This is a genomic window from Streptomyces sp. PTY087I2 (assembly GCF_001687325.1).
Classification (GTDB): domain Bacteria; phylum Actinomycetota; class Actinomycetes; order Streptomycetales; family Streptomycetaceae; genus Streptomyces.
In genome coordinates, this window is the sequence record NZ_LZRD01000019.1 from 54,291 (window position 1) to 70,897 (window position 16,607).

Annotated in this window: 17 protein-coding genes; 14 read left to right on the forward strand and 3 right to left on the reverse strand. The window is 69.7% G+C overall.

Annotation, left to right across the window (positions count from 1 at the left end; translation table 11 throughout):
- Nucleotides 1-206 precede the first annotated feature (206 nt).
- The 6 genes from A3Q37_RS21155 to ccsB all read left to right on the forward strand — a co-directional run bounded on the left by A3Q37_RS21155 (nt 207) and on the right by ccsB (nt 7,385).
- Nucleotides 207-1,505 carry an enterochelin esterase domain-containing protein gene (locus A3Q37_RS21155; protein ID WP_065487021.1) on the forward strand — a complete coding sequence of 433 codons (1,299 nt, stop codon included), beginning with the start codon at nt 207-209 and terminating at the stop codon, nt 1,503-1,505.
- Between the two features lie 315 nt (nt 1,506-1,820).
- Complete coding sequence (locus A3Q37_RS21160) at nt 1,821-3,077, forward strand: hypothetical protein (protein ID WP_065487023.1); 1,257 nt, start codon at nt 1,821-1,823, stop codon at nt 3,075-3,077.
- A 67-nt stretch (nt 3,078-3,144) separates the two neighbouring features.
- Nucleotides 3,145-3,747, forward strand: coding sequence for a TlpA disulfide reductase family protein (locus tag A3Q37_RS21165; RefSeq protein WP_065487025.1), 603 nt, complete (start codon nt 3,145-3,147; stop codon nt 3,745-3,747).
- Nucleotides 3,748-3,751: 4 nt separating this feature from the next.
- On the forward strand, nt 3,752-4,534 hold the full coding sequence (locus A3Q37_RS21170) for a cytochrome c biogenesis CcdA family protein (protein WP_065487027.1): 783 nt from the start codon (nt 3,752-3,754) through the stop codon (nt 4,532-4,534).
- Between the two features lie 5 nt (nt 4,535-4,539).
- Nucleotides 4,540-6,306, forward strand: a complete 1,767-nt coding sequence (locus A3Q37_RS21175; protein ID WP_065487029.1) for a cytochrome c biogenesis protein ResB — start codon at nt 4,540-4,542, stop codon at nt 6,304-6,306.
- Nucleotides 6,303-7,385, forward strand: coding sequence for a c-type cytochrome biogenesis protein CcsB (ccsB, locus tag A3Q37_RS21180; protein ID WP_065487031.1), 1,083 nt, complete (start codon nt 6,303-6,305; stop codon nt 7,383-7,385). Before A3Q37_RS21175 ends, ccsB begins: the two co-directional genes overlap by 4 nt.
- Nucleotides 7,386-7,463: 78 nt before the next feature.
- Here ccsB and A3Q37_RS21185 read toward each other — a convergent pair whose 3' ends face one another.
- Entirely contained in the window at nt 7,464-7,823 is a 360-nt protein-coding gene (locus A3Q37_RS21185; RefSeq protein ID WP_079137906.1) for a PLD nuclease N-terminal domain-containing protein, read from the reverse strand.
- Nucleotides 7,824-7,977: 154 nt separating this feature from the next.
- Here A3Q37_RS21185 and A3Q37_RS21190 point away from each other — a divergent pair, with 154 nt between their 5' ends.
- Both A3Q37_RS21190 and mqnP read left to right on the forward strand, forming a co-directional pair.
- Nucleotides 7,978-9,435, forward strand: a complete 1,458-nt coding sequence (locus tag A3Q37_RS21190; protein WP_065487035.1) for a menaquinone biosynthesis decarboxylase — start codon at nt 7,978-7,980, stop codon at nt 9,433-9,435.
- Nucleotides 9,432-10,352, forward strand: coding sequence for a menaquinone biosynthesis prenyltransferase MqnP (gene mqnP, locus A3Q37_RS21195; RefSeq protein WP_065487037.1), 921 nt, complete (start codon nt 9,432-9,434; stop codon nt 10,350-10,352). The genes A3Q37_RS21190 and mqnP overlap by 4 nt, the downstream gene beginning before the upstream one ends.
- A 24-nt stretch (nt 10,353-10,376) precedes the next feature.
- Here mqnP and A3Q37_RS21200 read toward each other — a convergent pair whose 3' ends face one another.
- Nucleotides 10,377-11,009, reverse strand: a complete 633-nt coding sequence (locus A3Q37_RS21200) for a rhomboid family intramembrane serine protease (protein WP_065487039.1) — start codon at nt 11,007-11,009, stop codon at nt 10,377-10,379.
- Nucleotides 11,010-11,130: 121 nt separating this feature from the next.
- Between A3Q37_RS21200 and A3Q37_RS21205 the strand changes: the two genes are divergently transcribed.
- Entirely contained in the window at nt 11,131-11,814 is a 684-nt protein-coding gene (locus tag A3Q37_RS21205; RefSeq protein WP_065487041.1) for a UbiX family flavin prenyltransferase, read from the forward strand.
- A gap of 10 nt (nt 11,815-11,824) precedes the next feature.
- On the opposite strand, the gene A3Q37_RS37290 is transcribed toward A3Q37_RS21205, so the two are convergent.
- A complete protein-coding gene (locus A3Q37_RS37290; protein WP_164873450.1) occupies nt 11,825-11,971 on the reverse strand; it encodes a hypothetical protein in 147 nt (48 codons plus the stop codon).
- Nucleotides 11,972-12,092: 121 nt separating this feature from the next.
- On the opposite strand from A3Q37_RS37290, the gene A3Q37_RS21210 reads away from it, so the two are divergent.
- The 5 genes from A3Q37_RS21210 to A3Q37_RS21230 all read left to right on the forward strand — a co-directional run bounded on the left by A3Q37_RS21210 (nt 12,093) and on the right by A3Q37_RS21230 (nt 16,570).
- Nucleotides 12,093-12,548 carry an Lrp/AsnC family transcriptional regulator gene (locus tag A3Q37_RS21210; RefSeq protein ID WP_010063935.1) on the forward strand — a complete coding sequence of 152 codons (456 nt, stop codon included), beginning with the start codon at nt 12,093-12,095 and terminating at the stop codon, nt 12,546-12,548.
- 49 nt (nt 12,549-12,597) lie between these two features.
- On the forward strand, nt 12,598-13,761 hold the full coding sequence (gene mqnE, locus A3Q37_RS21215; RefSeq protein WP_006125407.1) for an aminofutalosine synthase MqnE: 1,164 nt from the start codon (nt 12,598-12,600) through the stop codon (nt 13,759-13,761).
- Nucleotides 13,762-13,867: 106 nt separating this feature from the next.
- Nucleotides 13,868-14,407, forward strand: a complete 540-nt coding sequence (locus A3Q37_RS21220) for a GNAT family N-acetyltransferase (protein ID WP_065487042.1) — start codon at nt 13,868-13,870, stop codon at nt 14,405-14,407.
- 75 nt (nt 14,408-14,482) lie between these two features.
- The gene (locus tag A3Q37_RS21225; protein ID WP_065487044.1) at nt 14,483-14,776 is read left to right on the forward strand and encodes a DUF4229 domain-containing protein; all 294 of its coding nucleotides are present in this window, start codon (nt 14,483-14,485) and stop codon (nt 14,774-14,776) included.
- Between the two features lie 405 nt (nt 14,777-15,181).
- Entirely contained in the window at nt 15,182-16,570 is a 1,389-nt protein-coding gene (locus tag A3Q37_RS21230) for a dicarboxylate/amino acid:cation symporter (RefSeq protein ID WP_065487046.1), read from the forward strand.
- The last annotated feature ends 37 nt before the right edge of the window (nt 16,571-16,607 follow it).

Consider the following 16,607-nt stretch of genomic DNA (forward strand, 5'->3'; position numbering starts at 1 on the left):
AGGGCGAGACGCAACGGACGTACGGGACCGGCTGCCGCACACCGCGGCGGGCGGTCCCGTCCCTTTTTCCCGTACCACCTAACGGTAAGTTAGCTTAGGCTAAGCTAACTAGATCCCCAGGCGGGCGGGCCGACGGCCCGTCGGGCCCTGCTGGTTCCCGTGGGGCTCGTCGTGGTCACGGACGCCTGCGACGAAACGGTGGAACGATGATCCGTACTGCGGCGGACGCCGCCCCCCGGCCGGTCACGGGCCCCCGGATAGCCCGGCTCGCCCGGCAGCTCGAAGCCGCCCGGGACGCCGCCGCCCGTACCGCCCTGACCGAGGCGTTCTGGGAGGCGGCCGCCCGCACCGGCACCCCGCTCGTCGAAGCGCTCGACGACGCCCCCGGCCATCGCGCCGTCACCTTCCTCTGGCGCGGCCACCGCGCGACCCGCCAGGTCCTCCTGATGGCGACCGGCATCGGCGACCGCGACCGGCCGGCCGACACGCTCCTCCACCACCTCCCGGGCACCGACATCTGGTACCTCGGCTTCCGGCTGCGCGCCGACCACCGCGCGTCCTACCGGCTGGTGGCCGACATCTCGCCGGGCCCCGCGCCCGACGATCCCGTACGGCTCCAGCGGCGGCTGACCGCGCTGATGGCGCACGCGGTGGCCGACCCGCTCAACCCCCGCCGCCTGCCGGTCCGCTGGCGGGCGGTGGAGAGTTCGGTGTTCGCCCTGCCGGAGGCCCCGCCCCAGCCCTGGGCGGGCCGCCGGGAGGGCATCCGGCGGGGGACCGTCGAGCGGCACACCGTCACCGGGCACGCCCTGGGCGAGGAGCGCGAGGTCTGGACGTACCTCCCGCCGGAGGGCGCGGACAACGATGGCAAGGGCGACGGCGGCGGTGACAGCGACGGCGGCCCGCTGCCGGTGGTCGTGCTCTGCGACGGCGACATGTGGTTCGGACGGCTCGGCTTCCAGGACACGCTGGACGCCCTGATCGCCGACGGGGCCCTCCCGCCGCTCGTCGTCCTCTCCCCGGACGCCGTCGACGCCGCGACCCGGCGGCGGGACCTGGGCGGGCGGGAGGCGTTCGCCGCCTTCCTCGCCGAGGAGCTGCTGCCCTGGGCGCGCGCCCGGTGGCCCCTGACCGCCGACGCGGACCGGACCGCCGTCGCCGGCCAGGGGTCCGCCGGGACGGCGGCGCTGTACGCCGGCCTGACCCGCCCCGACCGCTTCGGCCGGATCCTCGCCCAGTCGCCCTCACCCGGCGGCCGGCACCCCGAGGCCGGAACGTACGCCGACGGAACGTACGGCGAGGACCTGCCCTCCACCCTCGCCCCCGTCGTCCACCTCGGCCTGGGCCTGCACGACGGGGCCGCCTCCGCCGAGCACGGCGAAGCCCTCGTCCCGGCCTTGCGCGCCCGGGGTTACGAGGTCCACCGCACCGTCCACAACGGCGGCCGCGACCACGCCTGCTGGCAGGGGCTGCTCACCGAAGCCCTGGTGGAGGCCTTCCGGTAGGAACGGCCGGCGAACGGTCCCCGTAACCGCGCATGAGTTCGACGAGCCGGGGAAGTCGAACGGTCGATCCGCTGTCCGCGATCCATCGATCCGCGATCCGTCGGTCGGCGGCAGAACTGCGGAGGGCCGTTCCCGCGTCCCCTCTTCAGGGTTGTCCGTGAGGGTGTGCGAGGGCCGTACAACTGTCTCGTCGCATTCGGAAGGTAAAGCGTAAAGAAAGTCCCCAAATGCACGGAACCGACGTGTTACGCGCCTCATCTACCCCTTCAGCAGTTTGTATGGGCTTGAGATAAAACGACCGCAGATGGGGACGGTATGCGCGACATCAATCGAAGGGGCCTGCTCGGCGCGGGGCTCGGGGCCGCAGCCGCGATCGGGCTCGCCGGCTGTGGCACCTCGGGCTCCTCCGGCGACGGAGGGTCCGGCCGGGGTGGCAAGGGCGACTCCGGCGCCGGAGGCAACGGCAGCGGGAACGGTTCGCCGAAGAACAAGGTCCGGCTGATCGGCGACGGCTCGACCGCCGACACCGGCAAGCAGCCGCATCAGCCCGAGGCCCCCGTCCCGCTCGAACCCGGCCAGAAGCCGCCGCAGTTCGTGATCTTTTCCTGGGACGGTGCGGGCGAGGTCGGCAACGGGCTCTTCCCGCGCTTTCTCGAACTCGCCAAGGAACACGACGCGGCGATGACGTTCTTCCTCTCCGGGATCTATCTGCTGCCCGAGTCGAAGAAGTCCCTCTACCGTCCGCCGAACAACCCCCGCGGCGCCTCCGACATCGGATATCTCACCGACGATCACGTCAAGGACACACTGAAGTACGTGCGTCAGGCGTGGCTCGACGGCCATGAGATCGGCACCCACTTCAACGGGCATTTCTGCGGCGGTTCCGGATCCGTGGAGCGCTGGACTCCGGCCCAATGGCACAGCGAGATCAATCAGGCTGTGTCGTTCGTCACGGAATGGCGGACCAACACCGGCTGGGAGAACGAGGAACCGCTTCCGTTCGACTACCGCAAGGAACTGGTCGGCGGCCGCACCCCCTGTCTGCTCGGCCAGGACAATCTCCTGCCGACCGCCCGCAAGCTGGGCTGGCGCTACGACGCCAGCTCGCCCGGCGGCCGCCAGACCTGGCCCGTGAAGCGCGGCGGCGTCTGGGATCTGCCGCTCCAGGCGATGCCGTTCCCCGGGCACTCCTTCGAGGTGCTCTCGATGGACTACAACATCCTCGCCAACCAGTCGAAGAATTCGACCAAGGGCATGCCCTCGCGTTATCCCGGCTGGCGGGAGCAGGCGACCGGCGCCTATCTCGCCGGATTCCAGCGCGCCTACGAGTCGAATCGCGCGCCGTTCTACATCGGCAACCACTTCGAGGAGTGGAACGGCGGCATCTATATGGACGCCGTGGAAGAAGTGATCAAGAAGGTCGCGGACAAGGACGACGTCCGTCTCGTCTCGTTCCGGCAGTTCGTCGACTGGCTCGACGCCCAGGATCCCGAGGTGCTCGCCAAGCTCCGGACGCTGGACGTCGGACAGGCGCCCGCAGGCGGCTGGAACTCCTTCTTTAAACAGGCTTGACAAGGGGCTTTACGGGCACCGAGGGGGGCGCGCAGATCGCCGGAAACTGCCATGCGAAACTTTTCACATGAGCTTTGGCCGCGCGTCCCGACACCGCTTCACCCTGCTCGCCGCCACCGCCGTGGCCGGTGCCCTGACGCTGTCCGCGTGCGGCGACGGCAACAAGGCCGGGGGCGGCGGCAACACCAACTTCATCACCGGCAGCGGGGGCATCTCCACCGTCGCGAAGGCGGACCGGGTGGCCGCGCCGAAGCTCGACGGCAACACCCTGGAGGGCAAGCCGCTCGACCTCGCGGACCACCGGGGCAAGGTCGTCGTGCTCAACGTCTGGGGCTCCTGGTGCGGCCCCTGCCGGCTGGAGGCGAAGTACTTCGCGCAGGTCTCCGAGGAGACGAAGGCCCAGGGCGTCGAGTTCGTCGGGATAAACACCCGGGACCCCGAGCGGGACAAGGCGATCAACTTCGAGAAGGACTACGGGGTGAAGTACCCCAGCTTCTACGACCCGATCGGCAAGCTCATCCTCCGCTTCCCCAAGGGCACCCTGAACCCGCAGGCCATCCCCTCCACCGTGGTCATCGACCGGGACGGGAAGATCGCGGCCCGCACGCTCCAGGCGCTCAACGCGGACGAACTGCGCGAGATGATCGACCCGATCATCGCGGAGAAGTGATCCGGTGACCACGCTCGCCGCGTACGAAGGTGCCGTCACGCTCGCCGCGACCAACGAGACCGTTTTGTCCGGGGCGCTGCTGCTCGCCCTGCCGCTCGCCCTGCTGGCCGGTCTCATCTCCTTCTTCTCGCCCTGCGTCCTGCCGCTGGTCCCCGGCTATCTGAGTTACGTCACCGGGGTCAGCGGCACCGACCTGGCCGACGCCCGCCGGGGCCGGGTGGTGGCCGGCGCCGCGCTGTTCGTCCTCGGCTTCACCGCGGTGTTCGCCTCCACCGGCGCGCTCTTCGGCTACTTCGGCCAGGAACTCCAGATGCACGCCGAGGTGCTGAACAAGGTCCTCGGCGTCCTCATGATCCTCATGGGCGTCTTCTTCCTGGGGCTCCTGCCGGGCGTGACACAGCGCGAGTTCCGCTTCCACAAGCGGCCGGTGACCGGACTGGCCGGAGCGCCCCTGCTCGGCGCCCTGTTCGGGATCGGCTGGACGCCGTGCATCGGCCCGACCCTCTCCTCCGTGCTGGCGCTGTCGACCCAGAGCGCCACCGCCGGACGCGGCGCGATACTGACCGTCGCGTACTGTCTCGGACTCGGTGTCCCGTTCGTCCTGGCCGCGGTCGCCTTCCGCAAGGCGCTCGGCGCGTTCGGCTGGGTCAAGCGCCACTACGCATGGGTGATGCGGATCGGCGGCGGCATGATGATCGTGACCGGAATCCTGCTGCTGACCGGTGCGTGGGCCACGCTCATGCAGCACATGCAGAGCTGGTCCAGCGGCTTCGTTGTAGGGATCTGAGTCCAATGAGCAAGGCGAACAGCACAAGGACGCGGCAGCCCGAGGAGGAGCACGACCCGGGCTCCGCCCACGGCGCGGCCGGGGAACAGCTCTCCACCGCGCCCCGCGAGGAGCGCCCCGACACCGGGGCGGGCGTGCCCGCGATGAGCGTGATCGGCTGGGTGCGCTGGTTCTGGCGTCAGCTGACCTCGATGCGGGTGGCGCTGATCCTGCTCTTCCTGCTCTCCCTCGGGGCGATCCCGGGGTCGCTGATCCCGCAGACCAGCGTCGACGACATGAAGGTGCAGGCCTTCAAGGAGCGGCACACCACGCTCACCCCGGTCTACGAGGCGCTCCAGCTCTTCGACGTCTACAGCTCGGTGTGGTTCTCCGCGATCTACATCCTGCTGTTCGTCTCGCTCATCGGCTGCATCGTGCCGCGCACCGGCCAGTTCGTCGGCCAGCTGCGCAGCCGCCCGCCGGGCGCGCCGAAACGGCTGACCCGGCTGCCCGCGTACACCACGTGGCGCACGGAGGCCGAGCCGGAGGAGGTCCGCGCGGCGGCCCTCGCGATGCTGCGCAAGCGGCGCTTCCGCGGCCACGAGGTGGGCGACGCGGTCGCCGCCGAGAAGGGCTACCTCCGCGAGGCCGGGAACCTGGTCTTCCACATCGCCCTGATCGTGATGCTGATCGCCTTCGCCTCCGGGCAGCTCTTCAAGTCCGAGGGCGGCAAGCTGGTCGTCGAGGGCGACGGGTTCTCCAACACGCTCACCCAGTACGACGACTTCAAGTCGGGCTCGCTCTACGACTCCGACTCGCTGTCCCCGTTCAGCTTCGTCCTGGACGACTTCGTCGGTACGTACGAGAAGAGCGGCCCGCAGCGCGGCACCCCGCGGACCTTCGAGGCCCGGGTGACGTACACCGAGGGGGCCGAGGGCGCGGAGCGCAAGGGCGTCATCAAGGTCAACGAACCGCTCGTCGTCGACGGCACCAAGGTCTATCTGATCGCCCACGGCTACGCGCCCGTCGTCACCGTCCGGGACGGCCGGGGCAAGGTCGTCTCGAAGTCCGCCGTCCCGCTCCTGCCGATCGACAACAACATCACCTCGTCCGGCGCGATCAAGGTGATGGACGGCTACAAGGACAAGAAGGGCGTCAAGACCCAGCTGGGCTTCAAGGCGTTCTTCGTGCCGACCTTCGCCGGTCACGGCAAGGGCCAGATGTTCTCGCAGTTCCCGGCCCTGGACTTCCCCGTGCTGGCGCTCAGCGCCTACCAGGGCTCCCTCGGGGTCGACTCCGGGCTCGCGCAGAACGTCTACCAGCTCGACACGTCCAAGATGAAGGAGTTCAAGGACAAGGACGGCGAGCTGCTCAAGAAGATGCTGATGCCCGGCGAGAAGCTGGACCTGCCCGACGGCGCCGGATCCATCACCTTCGACGGCGTCGAGGAGTGGGCCAGCTTCCAGATCTCGCAGCAGCCGGGCAACGGCTGGGCGCTCGGCGGAGCCATCGCCGCCATCGCCGGACTCGCCGCGTCGCTGTTCATCCAGCGCCGCCGGGTGTGGGTGCGGGCCGTCCGGGGCGCCGACGGCGTCACGGTCGTGGAGATGGCGGGCCTGGGCCGCAGCGAGTCCGCGAAGCTCCCCGAGGAACTGGGCGACCTGTCGGCCGCCCTCGTCGCGACGGCGCCCGTCGCCCCCGCCGCGTCCGATGCCACCACCGACGCCACCAACGAGGCCGGGAGCCGGCCCGTACACCCTGCCGAAGCACCTGCCGAAGGGGCTGAGAAGTGAATCTCGCCGCCGCAACCAACGAGAGCCTGGCCGAAGCCAGCAATGTGCTGATCTATTCGTCGATGGCCGTCTACACCCTGGCGTTCTTCGCGCACATCGCGGAGTGGGTCTTCGGCAGCCGCAGCAAGGTCGGCCGCACGGCCGCCGCGCTGTCCGCCTCCTCGGCCAAAGCCTCCGCCGCCACCCCCGCGGTGAAGGCGCAGGCCGGTGGCACGGCCGTGCTGGAGCGGCCCGAGGTCATCACCCGCTCCGCCGCCGGTACGCGTGACGTGCCCGACGGCCCGGGTGCGGCGGGCGGCACGTTCAAGGGCGACCTGTACGGCCGGATCGCGGTCTCGCTGACCGTGGTGGCGTTCCTCGTCGAGGCGGGCGGGGTCATCACCCGCGCCCTGTCCGTGCAGCGGGCCCCCTGGGCCAACATGTACGAGTTCTCCATCACCTTCTCCACGGTGGCGGTCGGCTCCTACCTGGTGCTGCTCGCGCTGAAGAAGAACGTCCGCTGGATCGGCCTCCCGCTGGTCACCACCGTGCTGCTGGACCTCGGTATCGCGGTCACCACGCTCTACACCGACAGCGACCAGCTGGTGCCCGCGCTGCACTCGTACTGGCTGTGGATCCACGTCTCGACCGCGATCCTCTGCGGCGCCGTGTTCTACCTCGGCGCGGTCGGCACGATCCTCTACCTGTTCCGCGACAGCTACGAGAACAAGCTCGCCTCCGGCGGCACGCCCGGGAAGTTCGCGTCCTCGGTCCTGGAGCGGCTGCCGTCGGCGGCCTCGCTGGACAAGTTCGCGTACCGGATCAACGCGGCCGTCTTCCCGCTGTGGACGTTCACGATCATCGCCGGGGCGATCTGGGCGGGCGACGCCTGGGGCCGGTACTGGGGCTGGGACCCCAAGGAGGTCTGGTCCTTCATCACCTGGGTCGCCTACGCCGCCTATCTGCACGCCCGCGCCACCGCCGGCTGGAAGGGCCGCAAGGCCGCCTACCTGGCGCTCGTCGCCTTCGCCTGCTGGCTGTTCAACTACTACGGCGTGAACATCTTCGTCTCCGGCCTGCACTCCTACGCGGGCGTCTGAGCGACCCGCGCACGACGCGAAAAGGCTCCCCGGACGAAATCCCGTCCGGGGAGCCTTTCGTATGGGGGTGGTGCGCCGTCAGGACGTGGGCGGGGTCTTGTCGTCGGGGCTCGTGCCGCCGTCGCGACGGCCCGGCTCCTCCTCGGCCTCCGCCTCCGGCTTACGGTCGTCCTTGAGGGACTTCAGGAAGTCCGGGTTGTCGTCCGGGGCCACCCACTGCTGCCGCCTGTTCCGCTGCCACGAGGACGGCCCGGAAACGCCTCCGGCCGCGGTGTGGCGGGCCTTGCCCGCGATGAGCCAGACGACGGGGCCGACGATCCAGAACAGCAGGATGATGAAGACCCAGGCGATCTTCGGCAGATGCTTGGTGTCCTCTTCGGAGGTGTTCAGGCAGTCGATGAACGCGTAGATCGTCAGAGCCAGCGGCACGAGAAACATCAGGGCTCTCATGGTGCGTCCCCCAGGAAGTGGCGGCGGGCGGGACGATTGCCCCGTATCGCGGCCAGGGTACCGGCTCGGCGACGAGGATCCGGGGCGTGGGACGGGGGAGCCCCGGCGGGCCCGCGGGGGCGGGGATGACAAACTGGACCGCATGGCTTACGACGATCTTCGCTCCCTGCTCCGGGCCCTTGAGCGCGATGGTGATCTCAAGCGCGTCAAGGTCGAGGTCGACCCCCACCTGGAGGTCGGCGAGATCGTCGACCGGGTCAACAAGGCGGGCGGCCCGGCCCTGCTGTTCGAGAACGTCAAGGGGTCCTCGATGCCCCTGGCCATGAACGTCTTCGGTACCGACCGGCGCCTGCTCAAGGCGCTCGGGCTGAAGTCGTACAGCGACATCAGCGACAAGATCGGCGGGCTCCTCAAGCCGGAGCTGCCGCAGGGCTTCGTCGGCGTACGGGAGGCCTTCGGGAAGCTCGGCTCGATGGTGCACGTGCCGCCGAAGAAGGTGAAGTCCGGCGACGCGCCCGTCCAGGAAGTGGTGCTGACCGGCGACGACGTCGACCTGGACAAGCTGCCCGCGCTGTTCACCTGGCCCGAGGACGGCGGCTCGTTCTTCAACCTCGGCCTCACCCACACCAAGCACCCCGAGAACGGCGTCCGGAACCTGGGCCTCTACCGGCTCCAGCGCCACGACAAGCGCACCATCGGGATGCACTGGCAGATCCACAAGGACAGCGCCAACCACTACCAGGTCGCCGCCCGGCGCGGTGAGCGGCTGCCCGTCGCCATCGCCTTCGGCTGCCCGCCCGCCGTGACGTACGCCTCCACCGCGCCGCTGCCCGGGGACATCGACGAATATCTCTTCGCCGGGTTCGTCCAGGGCAAGCGGATCGAGATGGTCGACTGCAAGACCGTGCCGCTCCAGGTCCCCGCCCAGGCCGAAGTGGTCCTGGAAGGCTGGCTGGAGCCGGGCGAGATGCTGCCCGAGGGCCCGTTCGGGGACCACACCGGCTTCTACACCCCGCAGGAACCGTTCCCCGCGCTGACCATCGACTGCGTCACCATGCGGAAGCGGCCGCTGCTCCAGTCCATCGTGGTGGGCCGCCCGCCGACCGAGGACGGGCCGCTGGGCCGGGCCACGGAGCGGTTCTTCCTGCCGCTGCTGAAGATCATCGTGCCGGACATCGTGGACTACCACCTGCCCGAGGCGGGCGGCTTCCACAACTGCGCGATCGTCTCGATCGACAAGAAGTACCCGAAGCACGCGCAGAAGGTGATGAGCGCGATCTGGGGCGCGCACATGATGTCGCTGACCAAGCTGATCGTGGTCGTCGATGCCGACTGCGACGTCCACGATCTGCACGAGGTGGCCTGGCGGGCGCTCGGCAACACCGACTACGCCCGGGACCTCACGGTCACCGAAGGCCCGGTCGACCACCTCGACCACGCCTCCTACCAGCAGTTCTGGGGCGGCAAGGCGGGCATCGACGCCACGAAGAAGCTGCCCACCGAGGGCTACACCCGGGACGGCGGCTGGCCGGAGATGGTCGTCTCCGACCCCGAGACGGCGGCGAAGGTCGACCGCCGCTGGAAGGAATACGGGCTGTGAGCAGTGCGGCAGAAGCGGCGTCCGTCCAGGGCCCCGCACCCTCCAGCAGCAAGGTCAAGGCCTTCCTGCGGCTCGTGATGATCGAGCACTCGGTCTTCGCGCTGCCCTTCGCCTACATCGCCGCGCTGACCGCGATGTTCCAGCTGGACGGCACGATCCACTGGGGCGTCCTGCTGCTGGTCACCCTCGCGATGGTGGGGCTGCGGACGTTCGCGATGGCCGCCAACCGGATCATCGACCGGGAGATCGACGCCCGGAACCCGCGCACCGCGAGCCGTGAGCTGGTGACGGGCGCGGTGTCGGTGAAGTCCGCGTGGACCGGCGCGATCGTCGCGCTGGCCGTCTTCCTGGGCGCCGCCGCCCTGCTCAACCCGCTCTGCCTGGTGCTCGCGCCGGTGGCCGTCGTCCCCATGGTCGTCTACCCGTACGGCAAGCGGTTCACGAACTTCCCGCACGCCATCCTGGGGATCGCGCAGGCCATCGGTCCGGTCGGCGCGTGGCTCGCGGTGACCGGCAGCTGGTCGTGGGACGCGGTGATCCTCGGGCTCGCGGTGGGGATCTGGATCGGCGGCTTCGACCTGATCTTCGCCTGCCAGGATGTCCAGGCCGACCGGGCCCACGGGGTGCTCTCCTTCCCGGCGCGCTTCGGGATCCCGGCCTCGCTGTGGGGCGCGCGGGTCTGCCACGCGATCACGACCGGGCTGCTGGTGTGGTTCGGGCTGGCGACGGACGCCGAGGTCTTCTACTGGATCGGCATGGCGATCGTCGCGGTGGCCTTCGTCTACGAGCACCGGGTCGTGCGCCCGCACGATCTGTCCCGGCTGAACCGGGCGTTCTTCTCGGTGAACGGCTTCATCGGCATCGCGCTGTTCGCCTGCGCGCTGCTGGACCTGCTGGTGCGGGGCCTGACCCCGTAACGCATCCGGGACGTCGAGCGCGGCTCAGACCGTGACCAGGTTGTCCGGGCCGCGACGCGCCGACGGGCGGCGGAAGAGGAACGCGGCCGCCACCCCGCCGATCAGCCCGAACAGGTGCCCCTGCCAGCTGACGCCCGACTGGGTCGGCAGGACGCCCCAGAGCAGCGAGCCGTAGACCACGGCGACGCCGACGCCTATGAGGATGTCCCAGGGGCGGCGGTCCACGAAGCCGCGGACCAGCAGATAGCCCAGCAGCCCGAAGACCACGCCGGACGCGCCGAGCGTGATCGTGTTCTCCGGGGCGGTCAGCCAGACGCCGAGGCCGCTGGCCACGATGATCGTCGCGACGACGGCGGCGAACCGGCGCAGCCCCGCGAGGGCGGCTATGAAGCCGAGGACCAGCAGCGGCACGCTGTTGGAGGCCACATGTTCCCAGCCGCTGTGCAGGAACGCGGCGGGCACCACGTCCCGCAGCTCCGACATCTCGCGCGGGCTGATCCCGTACGTGTCCAGTGCGTGGCCCGTGGCCACGTCGATTCCTTCGAGGATCCACAGCAGGGCCACCCAGCCCGCCATCAGCAGCCCGGCGGTCAGGGCCCGCGCGCTGCCGGTGGTGCCGTGGTCCGTGGTGCGGTCGCTCGTCCAGTAGTCGCCCATGGTCTGCCCCTGCCCCCGGGTTGCCCGTCACCCGGAGAACGTCTGTGGCGTCCGCCCGGTTCCGGGTGCCGCGTGCGGAGGTGCGCCGGATAGGCTCGCGGATGTGGAACCCAGGACTTCAGTGACTCAGCGGCAGCGGCGGCCTTGGATTGTCGGGGTGTCCGGCGCTTCGGGTACCCCGTTCGCGGCCGCCGTTCTGCGCGGGCTCCTGGCGGCCGGCGAGAGCGTGGACCTGGTGGTGAGCCGGGCCTCGCGTCTCACGCTGCTGGACGAGACCGGCATCGCGTTCCGGGACGGGCACTGGCGCGAGGACCTGCGGGCCTGGCTGGATCGCGGCGCCGACGGGAAGCCGGACGCCTTCGCGGTGGCGGACGCGGAGCTGGAGCGCGTACGCCACTGGCCGGCCGGTGATCTGGCCGCGGGGCCGTCCTCCGGGTCGTACCCGGCGAAGGGGATGCTCATCGTGCCGGCCTCGACGGCCTGTGTGGCCGGAGTGGCGCTCGGTCTGTCGAAGGATCTGCTCCAGCGGGCCGCGAGCGTGACGCTCAAGGAGCGCCGCCCGCTCGTCGTCGCGGTGCGCGAGACCCCGCTGAGCGGCCAGACGCTGAAGCAGATGGTGGCCCTGGACGAGGCGGGCGCGGTCGTGCTGCCCGCCTCTCCGGCGTTCTACGCGGGCGCGACGCACATCCAGGACCTGGTGGATTTCGTCGCGGGGCGGGTGCTGGACGCGGCCGGGGTGGAACACCGGCTGTACCGCCGCTGGGAGGGAGAGCTCGGTGGCGGCTCCCGCAGCCCCGAGGACTGAGAGGTCCGGGTCAGCGCTTCTTGTGCGAGCGCGGGGAGCGGGTCTTGTCGACGCGGTGCGCGGCGGCGGGCTGGTGGGCACGCGAGCGGTTGGCCAGGTCCTGTAGCTCGCGCATCCGGGCGTAGGCCATCTCGATCGTGTACACGGTGAAGTTCACTCCTGAAGATTCGAAAGCGTTTCTTGGATGTTCTAGAAGATTTGCAGGACGTCGGCCCCGCATGCCTTAGATTCTACACGTAGACTCGCGGTACTGCTGAACAATGGAAGGTTTCAGTCATATGGACGCGGTGGACAGGCAGCTCATCCAGGCCCTCAGGGAGAACGGCAGGGCCTCGTACGCCGAGCTGGGACGGCTCGTGGGGCTCTCCGGGCCCAGCGTCACCGACCGCATCAACCGGCTGGAAACCGCCGGTGTCATCACCGGCTACCGCGCCACCGTCGACTCCGCGTCGCTCGGCCTCGGCGTCACCGCGCTGATCGGGATCTCGCTCTCGGACGCGGCCGACCACGAGGACGTCGCGCGCCGGCTGAAGGACCTCGCGGAGATCGAGGACTGCTGGTTCATCGCGGGCGACGACTCGTACATGCTCAAGGTCCGCGTCGGCGATGTGGACGGCCTGGAGAAGACGATCCGCCGGCTCAGCGGCACGAAGGGCGTCTCGCGGACGCGTACGACGATCGTGCTCTCCACCAAGTGGGAGAACCGGGTCGGGGAACTTCCCGAGGAGTCGTAGGCGTACCGTTGGTCGGAGCCTGATTCACGGAGATATGGGAGGCGGACGGGTGGACGCGGGACTCAAGCGCGAGCTGGAGGAGAAGGTCCGGGCCGGCGAGCGGCTGACCCGCGAGGACGGGATCGCCCTGTACGCGTCCGACGACCTGGCGTGGCTGGGCGGTCTGGCGCACGAGGTGCGCACGCGCAAGAACGGCGACGTGGTGCACTTCAACGTCAACCGTCACCTCAACATGACGAACGTGTGCACCGCCTCGTGCGCGTACTGCTCGTTCCAGCGCAAGCCGGGCGAGAAGGACGCGTACACGATGCGCATCGAGGAGGCCGTCCGCCTCGCCAAGGCGATGGAGAACGAGAACCTCACCGAGCTCCACATCGTCAACGGCCTCCACCCGACCCTCCCGTGGCGCTACTACCCGCGCTCGCTCAGCGCGCTGAAGGAAGCCCTGCCGAACGTGGCGCTGAAGGCGTTCACGGCGACGGAGATCCACCACTTCGAGACGATCTCGGGGCTCTCGGCCTCCGAGATCCTCGACGAGCTGATCGAGGCCGGTCTCGAATCGCTGACCGGCGGCGGCGCGGAGATCTTCGACTGGGAGGTCCGCCAGCACATCGTCGACCACCGCACCCACTGGGAGGACTGGTCGCGCATCCACCGCCTGGCGCACGAGAAGGGGCTCAAGACCCCCGCGACGATGCTGTACGGGCACATCGAGGAGCACCGTCACCGCGTCGACCACGTGCTGCGGCTGCGGGAGATGCAGGACGAGACCGGCGGCTTCCAGGTCTTCATCCCGCTGCGCTACCAGCACGACTTCGTGGACATGAAGGACGGCAAGGTCCGCAACAAGCTCCAGGCGCGCACGACGATGGCGACCGGCGCGGAGGCCCTGAAGACCTTCGCGGTCTCCCGTCTCCTCTTCGACAACGTGCCGCACGTCAAGGTGTTCTGGGTGATGCACGGCGTGCAGACCGCCCAGCTCGCGCTCCAGCACGGCGCGGACGACATGGACGGCTCGGTCGTCGAGTACAAGATCACGCACGACGCCGACGACTTCGGTACGCCGAACAAGCTCGGCCGCGACGATCTGCTGGACCTGATCCGCGACGCCGGTTTCCGGCCGGTCGAGCGGAACACCCGCTACGAGATCCTGCGCGAGTACCCGGGCCCGGACGCGGACCTGCGCGAGTCGCCGCAGCCGATGCGCGTCTGAGGCGTATCCCGTGACGTACGAAAGCCCCGGCCGCCGTCCCCGGCCGGGGCTTTCTCGCGTGCCGGACGGGTTTGAGCCGCCCAGATGTAATGGTTAGCCTTCATTTATGGCACTTACCTTCGAGCTGGATCCCTCGTTCACCCCGGCCCTCCGCGACGGCATCCTCGCCCTGTGGGTCGACGTCACCAACGCGGGCGGCTCCGTCGGCTTCGTCCCGCCCGTCACCCCCGAGGAGATCCGGCCCGATCTGCTCAAGCACCTCACCGCCATGGAGAGGGGGACGGTCAGGCTGCTGGTCGGCCGGGACGAGGACGGCACGGTCGCCGCCACGGCCTTCCTCACGCTCAACGACCACCGGCTGATGAAGCACTGGCTGTGGCTCTACACCGTCATGGTCCACCCCCGCCTCCAGGGTCAGGGGTACGGCCGCGACCTCATGGCGGCCGCCGCCGACGCCGCGCGCTCCATCGAGGGCATCGAGGCCATCCGGCTCACCTGCCGGGGCGGCACCGGCAACGACCGCTTCTACGCCTCCTGCGGATACAAGGAGGTCGGCCGCGTCCCCGACGCGATCCGCGTCGCCCCCGGCGAGGACCGCGAGGACATCATCATGCTGCTGCCGCTCGGAGGCCCGGCAACCCCCTGAACCGAGAGAATTCGGGCCATGCTTCACTGGACGGGCAGAAGTGTGCCGACCGTCCACGGGAAGAGAGGGCCAGCCGTGTCCGTTGCCAAGCCGAGCGCGTTGATCCGTTACACGGCGTTGCGCCTGCTGATCTTCGTCGGCTGTTTCTTCGTCGCCGGTGTCGCCGTCCACTTCGGGCTGATCCCCTCGGGCCTCGGCGGCTCCAACATGATCTGGGTGATCCTCCTCGGCCTCGTCCTCTCCGCGCCGCTCAGCTATGTGCTGCTGCGCAAGCAGCGCGACGAGATGTCCGAGCAGATCGTCGCCGGCGTCGACCGCACCAAGGCGCGCCTGGACGCCAACCGCACCCGCGAGGACGCCGTTCAGTAAGGTTCCTCACACGCGCGCCGCGCGTCACCTCTTCCTTCCGTCGGGCCCTGGGCCGGAGCGAACCGCTCCGGCCCAGGGCCCGACGGCGTTTTCCGGCCAGGTGCGCGGTGGGAGCGCCGCCCCCGAGCCAAAGAAAGGCTTTGAGCTTCTCAAAGTTCAAGTGTTAACGTATTCGACGTGAAGACAGCTGTGCGCCTCCGTCATGCCGCGAGCCCCCCGCTCGTGGCGCGCCTGCATGTCGACCTCTGCCGCTGTATGTCCGCGGTCTGTTGCCGCGAGGTCTGATACGGCATCATGCAGCGGCGCCGCCCCTCGACGCGGGCGCCGCGACCCCGTCCCCGTTCCACCGCACGACCGCACGGACGGCATCCGTGCGTCCCGATGCGTCCCCACTGGAGTGTGTCCGTGTCCGCGAATTCCGCGTCCGCCGCCCCCGAGGCCGAGCAGCCCACGGGCTCCGGCTCCGGGTCCCGTCCCCGTATACCCAAGGTCCCGTTCTGGGCCCAGATCGTCACCGGTCTGGTCCTCGGTGTGCTGCTCGGCTGGCTGGCCCGCAGCCAGGACCTCGGCTGGCTCGTCACCACCCTCGACGAGGTCGGCTCGCTCTTCGTCCAGCTGCTGAAGCTGGCCGTCGCCCCGCTGGTCTTCTTCGCGATCCTCGTGTCGATCACCAATCTGCGCCAGGTCAACAACGCCGCCCGGCTGGCCACCCGCACTTTGCTCTGGTTCATGATCACCTCGCTGGTCGCGGTCGCCATCGGCCTCGTGATCGGCCTGGTCACCAACCCGGGCTCCGGCACCGGCCTCACGCCGAAGGACGGCGCGCTCTCCGAGACCAAGGGCAGCTGGATCGACTTCCTGACCGGCATCGTCCCGGGTGACGTGATCACGCCGTTCACCGAGCTGAACGTGCTCCAGATCGTCTTCATGGCCGCCGTGGCCGGTATCGCCGCCCTCAAGCTCGGCGACAAGGCGAAGCCGATCCTGACCCTCAGCCAGTCGGTCCTGGAACTGCTCCAGAAGGCCCTGTGGTGGGTCATCCGCCTCGCCCCGATCGGCACCGTCGGCCTCATCGGCTACGCCATCGCCGACTACGGCTGGGACCTCATCGGCAAGTACGCCACGTTCACCGCCGACGTCTACATCGGCTGCCTCCTGGTGATGTTCGGCGTCTACCCGCTGCTCCTGGCCACCGTCGCCAAGGTCAGCCCGCTCCAGTTCTTCAAGGGCGCCTGGCCCGCGATCCAGCTCGCCTTCGTCTCCCGCTCCTCGGTCGGCACCATGCCGGTCACCCAGCGGGTCACCGAGCGCCTCGGCGTTCCGAAGGAGTACGCCTCCTTCGCCGTGCCGTTCGGCGCGACCACCAAGATGGACGGCTGCGCCGCGATCTACCCGGCGCTGGCGGCGATCTTCATCGCGCAGATCTTCGACGTGCAGCTGGGCATCGGCGACTACCTCCTGATCGCCTTCGTCTCGGTGATCGGCTCGGCGGCCACCGCCGGTCTCACCGGCGCGACGGTCATGCTGACCCTCACCCTGTCCACGCTGGGCCTCCCGCTGGAGGGCGTCGGCCTGCTCATGGCGATCGACCCGATCCTGGACATGATCCGTACCGCCACCAACGTGGCCGGTCAGGCCCTGGTCCCGGTGATCGTCGCGGCCCGCGAGAAGATCCTCGACCACGACGCGTACAACTCGGCCTCGGCCTCCCCGATCGACTCCTTCGGCGACGACGCCGGCCGGGACGAGATCCGCGACGCGGAGCCGAAGACCGCGGTGCCCGCCACCGCGTAGCGCCCCGCCGGACGCGACAGCGCCCCCGGTCCGCCAC

What these genes read in the sequence shown, in the direction of transcription:
- A3Q37_RS21175 (WP_065487029.1), top strand. Translation starts at nt 4,540, where the DNA reads ATGAGCAAGGCGAACAGCACAAGGACGCGGCAGCCCGAGGAGGAGCAC.
- A3Q37_RS21190 (WP_065487035.1), top strand. Translation starts at nt 7,978, where the DNA reads ATGGCTTACGACGATCTTCGCTCCCTGCTCCGGGCCCTTGAGCGCGAT.
- A3Q37_RS21160 (WP_065487023.1), top strand. Translation starts at nt 1,821, where the DNA reads ATGCGCGACATCAATCGAAGGGGCCTGCTCGGCGCGGGGCTCGGGGCC.
- A3Q37_RS21220 (WP_065487042.1), top strand. Translation starts at nt 13,868, where the DNA reads ATGGCACTTACCTTCGAGCTGGATCCCTCGTTCACCCCGGCCCTCCGC.
- A3Q37_RS21155 (WP_065487021.1), top strand. Translation starts at nt 207, where the DNA reads ATGATCCGTACTGCGGCGGACGCCGCCCCCCGGCCGGTCACGGGCCCC.
- A3Q37_RS21200 (WP_065487039.1), bottom strand. Translation starts at nt 11,009, where the DNA reads ATGGGCGACTACTGGACGAGCGACCGCACCACGGACCACGGCACCACC.
- A3Q37_RS21185 (WP_079137906.1), bottom strand. Translation starts at nt 7,823, where the DNA reads ATGTTTCTCGTGCCGCTGGCTCTGACGATCTACGCGTTCATCGACTGC.
- A3Q37_RS21210 (WP_010063935.1), top strand. Translation starts at nt 12,093, where the DNA reads ATGGACGCGGTGGACAGGCAGCTCATCCAGGCCCTCAGGGAGAACGGC.
- A3Q37_RS21165 (WP_065487025.1), top strand. Translation starts at nt 3,145, where the DNA reads ATGAGCTTTGGCCGCGCGTCCCGACACCGCTTCACCCTGCTCGCCGCC.